Here is a 5,585-nt window from a genome sequence, read left to right as displayed (position 1 = left end):
GGAGGGTGGGGGTCCGGGGGAGGGAACCCCTTTTTTCAAAAAGGGGTTCCCTCCCCCGGTGTCTCATTCCCTTCCTAAAAACCGGGAAGCTCGGCGAAGAGCTTGACGCTCATGGGCGCGACCAGAAGCTCGGGGGCCTTGGCCGCGAAACCGGTCAGATGGGGAGTTTGCAAGTGGCTGGCCAGGAGTTCCCGGCTCTCCCAGGCCTCGACCAGCACGAACTCGCCGGGGCGGGACGTGGACTCGTAGAGGTCGTAGGCGATATAGCCCGGATCTTTCTGGGTCGGGGCGATAAGCCCGGTGAGTTCCTCTTTGAGCTTCGCCTCGAGGCCGGGCTTGGCCACGAACTTGGCCACGACGTTGACGACGCCTTCCGCCATTGGTGATCCTCCTTTTCGATTTACCGCAAGGAATCTACCGGCTAGGTCTTTTCAGCGTCCAGGTCAACGGGGGGGTGCGCCGAACATGGCAAAGCCGTAACCCGGCCGCACCATCCCGGGAAAGTATTGACCGGCCCGGCTTTTCCGCCGTACATCCCAGGGCAATGCAGCTTCACGCAAGGCGGACGGATGACTGGCAACGGTCGTGAAGACGAAACCAGGATGCGGCTCCTTGATGCCGCCGGCGAAATCTTCTCCTGCAAGGGGTATCAGGCCGCCACCGTCCGCGAGATCACCAAATTGGCCAAGGCCAATCTGGCCGCCATCCACTATCATTTCGGCAGCAAGGACCGCCTGTACCAGGCGGTGCTCGAACACGCCCATCGCGAGGCGGGCCGGCGCTATCCGCCGGACCTGGGGCTCGTCGGCGAGGCCCCTCCGGAAACGCGGCTTTACGCCTACGTCCGCGCCCTGCTGCTGCGGCTTGAGGACAAGGGCCGCCACAGCTGGCTCCTGCGGCTGATGGCCCGGGAAATGGCCGAGCCCTCGTCCAACCTGACGACGGTGGTGGACCGCTGCCTGGCCCCGGCCAACGCCGTGTTGCGCGACATCGTTGCCGCGCTGCTTGGCGGGGCCCCCGAGCCCCTGGCCGTGGCCCGCTTCTCGGAAAGCATCGTCGGCCAGTGCCGCCACTTCGTCCTCGACCGGCCGGTCCTCGAACGGCTCTATCCCGATTGCGATCCGAGCCAGGACGGCGTCGACGCCCTGGCCCTGCACATCACCCGGTTTTCCCTGGCCGCCATGGGCTTCCCGAAGGCCATGGAGTTCCCCCCGCCCACCCTTGAACCGCTTTCCGGAGACGCCTCGTGAGCCGCATGTTTGTTTCGCGCGCCATGATCCTGGCGCTTTCCGTATGCTGTGTCTGGTCCTGCGGGGGCTCCGGCGAGAAAAAAGCCGGACGCGACGCCGGGCCGGTGCCGGTGGTGGCCGTTCCCGCCGTGGCGACCACCCTGCCCCTTGTGGTCAAGGCCGTGGGCAACGTGGAACCCATGGCCACGGTTTCGGTCAAACCCCGGGTCGACGGGGCCATCACCGCCCAGCTTATCAAGGACGGGGCCGAGGTGGCCAAGGGCGATCCGCTGTTCCGCCTGGACCCGCGCCCCTTCGATCTGGCCATCCGTGAGGGGCAGGCCAAGCTGGCCCGCGACAAGGCCCTGCTGGTCAAGGCCGAGGCGGACCTGACGCGCTACGCCACGCTCAAATCCAAGGACGTGGTGGCCCAGGAGCAGTACGACCAGACCTTTTCCCAGGCCAAGACCCTGGAGGGCACCATCCGCCTCGACGAGGCCAGCCTGGACCGGGCCCGATTGGACCTCGAGTACGCCGACATCCGCGCCCCCATCGCCGGCCGGGTCGGCACGGTGATGCTCACCGTCGGCAACGTGCTCAAGGCGGGCGACGACCGCGTCATGTGCGTCATCAACCAGATAAGCCCCATCTTCATCGCCTTTTCCCTGCCCGAACGCTACCTCCCCGCCATCCAGGCCAAAAACCGCCAGGGCGCGCTCACCGTCACCGCCGTCCCGGCCGGCGAGGACGATTCCCCCCCGGTAAAGGCCAAGCTCGCCTCCATCGACAATGCCGTGGATGCCAAGACCGGCTCCATACGGCTCAAGGCCATCGCCGAAAACGCCGACCACCGTCTCTGGCCCGGCCAGTTCGTGCGCGTGGGGCTCACCCTTTCCACCCTTGCCGATGTGGTGGTCATCCCGACCCAGGCCGTCATGGACGGACTCAAGGGCCCCTACGTATACGTGGTCAAAAAAGACGGCACGGTGGACGCCCGGCAGATTACGCCCGGCCCCATCATCGACGCCCGGACCGTGGTGGAAAAGGGGCTCTCCCCCGGCGAGATGGTGGTCACCGACGGCCAGGTGCGCCTGGCCCCGGGACTCAGGGCCGCCATCAAGGCCGCGCCCGACGCCAAGGCCGACGCCAAGGCCGACGCCAAGGCCGACGCCAAGGCCGCGCAATGAACCCGGCCGCCATATTCATCACCCGGCCGGTCATGACCACCCTGGTCATGGCCGCCATCCTCATTTTCGGCGTGATGGCCTACCTGAAGCTGCCGGTCTCAGATCTGCCCAACGTCGATTTCCCCACCATCGAGGTGCGGGTGTCGCTGCCCGGGGCCAGCCCCGAGACCATGGCCGCCGCCGTGGCCAACCCGCTGGAGAAGCAGTTCTCCACCATCGCCGGGCTCGACTCCATGACCTCCATCAACTCGGTGGGGTCCACGCGCATCACCCTCCAGTTCGCGCTTGACCGCAACATCGACGCCGCCGCCCTGGACGTGCAGTCGGCCATGACCACCGCCGGCAAGGACCTGCCCGACGACCTGCCCTCGCCGCCGTATTTCCGCAAGGTCAACCCGGCCGACGCGCCCATCCTCTATCTTGCCATCTCCTCGGACGTCATGCGCCTGTCCGACGTGGACGAGTACGCCGAAAACATGATGGCCCAGCGCATCTCCATGGTGCCGGGCGTGGCCCAGGTCTCGGTCTACGGCTCGAAAAAGTACGCCGTGCGCATCCAGCTCGACCCGGAAGCCATGGCCGCCAAGGGCATCGGCGTGGACGAGGTGTCGGACGCGGTCAAAAAGGGCAACGTCAACCTGCCGGTCGGCACGGTGTCCGGGCCGTCCAAGGAATACACCGTGCGCTCGAGCGGCAAGTTACTCACCGCCGCCGGCTACAAGCCGCTGATCGTGGCCTGGCGCAACGGCTCGCCCGTGCGCCTGTCCGAAATCGCCAAGGTCACGGATTCGGTGGAGGAAACCCGGCGCTTCAACTGGTTTTCCGGCACCCCGGGCCTGGTGCTCGCCATCCAGCGCCAGCCCGGCACCAACACCGTGGAAGTGGTGGATTCCATCAAGGCCCTGCTCCCCCACTTCCAGGCGCAGCTGCCGGCCTCGGTCAACCTGCGCGTGCTCTACGACCGGTCGGCCTCCATCCGCGAGTCCGTCTCCGACGTCAAATTCACCCTGGTTTTGACCGTGTGCCTCGTGGTCATGGTCATCTTCCTTTTCCTGCGCAACATCCCGGCCACGGTCATCCCGAGCCTGGCCCTGCCCATGTCGGTCGTCGGCACCTTCGCGGCCATGTACGTGCTGGGCTTCAGCCTGGACAACATCTCGCTCATGGCCCTGACCCTGTCCGTCGGCTTCGTGGTGGACGACGCCATCGTCATGCTCGAAAACATCGTGCGCCACCTGGAGATGGGCAAAACACCCCTGGCCGCCGCCATGGAAGGGTCCAAAGAGATCAGCTTCACCATCGTCTCCATGACCATCTCCCTGGCCGCCGTCTTCCTGCCGGTCTTTTTTATGGGCGGCGTGGTGGGCCGGCTCTTTCACGAATTCGCGGTCACCATCATGGTGTCCATCCTCATTTCCGGTTTCGTGTCCATTTCGCTCACCCCGATGCTGTGCAACCTGATTTTGAAGCCCCATGCCCCGGTGCGCCACGGCAAGGTCTACAACGCCGTCGAGCGGGCCTTCGACGGCCTGCGCGACTTCTACGACGCCAGCTTGCGCCTCGTGCTCAAGCACCACGCCCTGACCATGTGCGTCTCGCTGGTGCTGCTCGGGGTGACGGTCTGGCTTTTCCGGGCCATTCCCAAGGGATTTTTGCCGAGCGAGGATACGGGGCGTCTCATGGTCACCACCGAGGCCGAGGAAGGCGTGTCGTTCGGGGTGATGATGCGGCGCCAAAAGCTGCTCAACGAAATTGCGGCCAAGGACCCGGACGTTTCGCAATACATGTCCGTCATCGGTTCGGGCGGCCCGAACAACACCAACAACAACGGCCGCATGATGCTGTCGCTCAAGTCCCTGGACGAGCGCAGGGACAGCGCCGATACGGTGATGCAGCGCATCCGCCGGGCCTTCGCCCAGGTGCCGGGGCTTCGGGCCTACCTGCAAAACCCGCCGCCCATCCGCATCGGGGGCCGGTCGTCCAAAGGCCAGTACCAGTTCACCCTGCAAGCCTCGAACACGGAGGAGCTTTTCGCCGCGGCCGCCGCCTTCGAGCAGAAAATGCACGCCATCGCCGACATCCAGGACGTGACGTCGGACCTGCAGATCAAAAACCCGGAACTGCGCGTGGACATCGACCGCGACAAGGCCTCGGCGCTCGGCATCTCGGCCTACCAGATCGAAAACGCCCTGGCCACGTCCTACGGCAACCGCCAGATCTCGACCATCTACGCCCCCAACGACACCTATCAGGTCATCATGGAGCTGGCCCCGGCCTATCAGGCCAATCCCGACGCCCTTTCGCTGCTCTACGTGCGCTCCGCCGACGGCCAGCTCGTGCCGCTCGACACGCTGGTCAAACGCGAGGTGTCGGTGGGACCGCTTTCGGTCAACCACTCCGGGCAGACGCCGTCGGTGACCATCTCGTTCAACCTGCGCCCCGGCGCGTCGCTGGGCGGCGTGGTCACGGCGGTGGAAGAGCTCGCCCGCAAGGAGCTGCCGGGCTCGATCTTCACCAGCTTCCAGGGCGAGGCCCAGGCCTTCCAGAGCTCGCTGACCGGCATGGCCGTGCTGCTCGCCATGGCCGTGCTGGTCATCTACATCGTGCTCGGCATCCTCTACGAGAGCTTCATCCACCCGCTGACCATCCTGTCGGGGCTGCCCTCGGCCGGCGTCGGCGCCCTGGCCACGCTCATGCTCTTCGGCATGGACCTCAACATCTACGGTTTCGTCGGCATCATCATGCTGATCGGCATCGTGAAAAAAAACGCCATCATGATGATCGACTTCGCCCTGGAGGCCCAGCGCGGCAAGGGCATGCCCGCCCGCCAGGCCATCTACGAAGGGGCGCTGACCCGTTTTCGGCCCATCATGATGACCACCATGGCGGCGCTCATGGGCACGCTGCCCATCGCCCTGGGCTTCGGCGCGGGCGCGGCGGCCAGACGGCCGCTGGGGCTCTGCGTGGTCGGCGGACTCATCGTGTCGCAGCTGCTCACCCTCTACTTCACGCCCGTCTACTACATCTACCTCGACGCCCTCCAAAACTGGTTCGGCCATCTGGTCCATGCGCGCAAGGGAGGGAACCGGGGGGAAACCTTTCTGTAGAAAGGTTCTCCCCCCGGCCCCCCTTTCCAAAGACTTTTACCGGCAACAGCCTGTCACCGCTA

At 65.6% G+C, this 5,585-nt stretch carries 4 protein-coding genes; 3 read left to right on the top strand and 1 reads right to left on the bottom strand.

The window, feature by feature from the left end:
- Positions 1–74: 74 nt before the first annotated feature.
- The gene (locus DESFRDRAFT_RS20430; protein ID WP_005997232.1) at positions 75–380 is read right to left on the bottom strand and encodes a putative quinol monooxygenase; all 306 of its coding nucleotides are present in this window, start codon (positions 378–380) and stop codon (positions 75–77) included.
- A gap of 189 nt (positions 381–569) precedes the next feature.
- Here DESFRDRAFT_RS20430 and DESFRDRAFT_RS20425 point away from each other — a divergent pair, with 189 nt between their 5' ends.
- From DESFRDRAFT_RS20425 to DESFRDRAFT_RS20415, 3 genes are read left to right on the top strand one after another with little or no spacing between them, the layout of a single operon-like run.
- Positions 570–1,250: a CerR family C-terminal domain-containing protein gene (locus DESFRDRAFT_RS20425; protein ID WP_005997230.1), complete on the top strand. Its 681-nt coding sequence runs from the start codon at positions 570–572 to the stop codon at positions 1,248–1,250.
- A 5-nt stretch (positions 1,251–1,255) separates the two neighbouring features.
- The gene (locus DESFRDRAFT_RS20420; protein WP_233489669.1) at positions 1,256–2,416 is read left to right on the top strand and encodes an efflux RND transporter periplasmic adaptor subunit; all 1,161 of its coding nucleotides are present in this window, start codon (positions 1,256–1,258) and stop codon (positions 2,414–2,416) included.
- Complete coding sequence (locus DESFRDRAFT_RS20415) at positions 2,413–5,523, top strand: efflux RND transporter permease subunit (protein WP_005997226.1); 3,111 nt, start codon at positions 2,413–2,415, stop codon at positions 5,521–5,523. Before DESFRDRAFT_RS20420 ends, DESFRDRAFT_RS20415 begins: the two co-directional genes overlap by 4 nt.
- Positions 5,524–5,585 lie beyond the last annotated feature (62 nt).

Source organism: Solidesulfovibrio fructosivorans JJ], from assembly GCF_000179555.1.
In the GTDB taxonomy this organism is placed as follows: domain Bacteria; phylum Desulfobacterota; class Desulfovibrionia; order Desulfovibrionales; family Desulfovibrionaceae; genus Solidesulfovibrio; species Solidesulfovibrio fructosivorans.
Note: the sequence above shows the minus strand (reverse complement) of the source record. Positions and strands in the feature narration are given on the sequence as shown.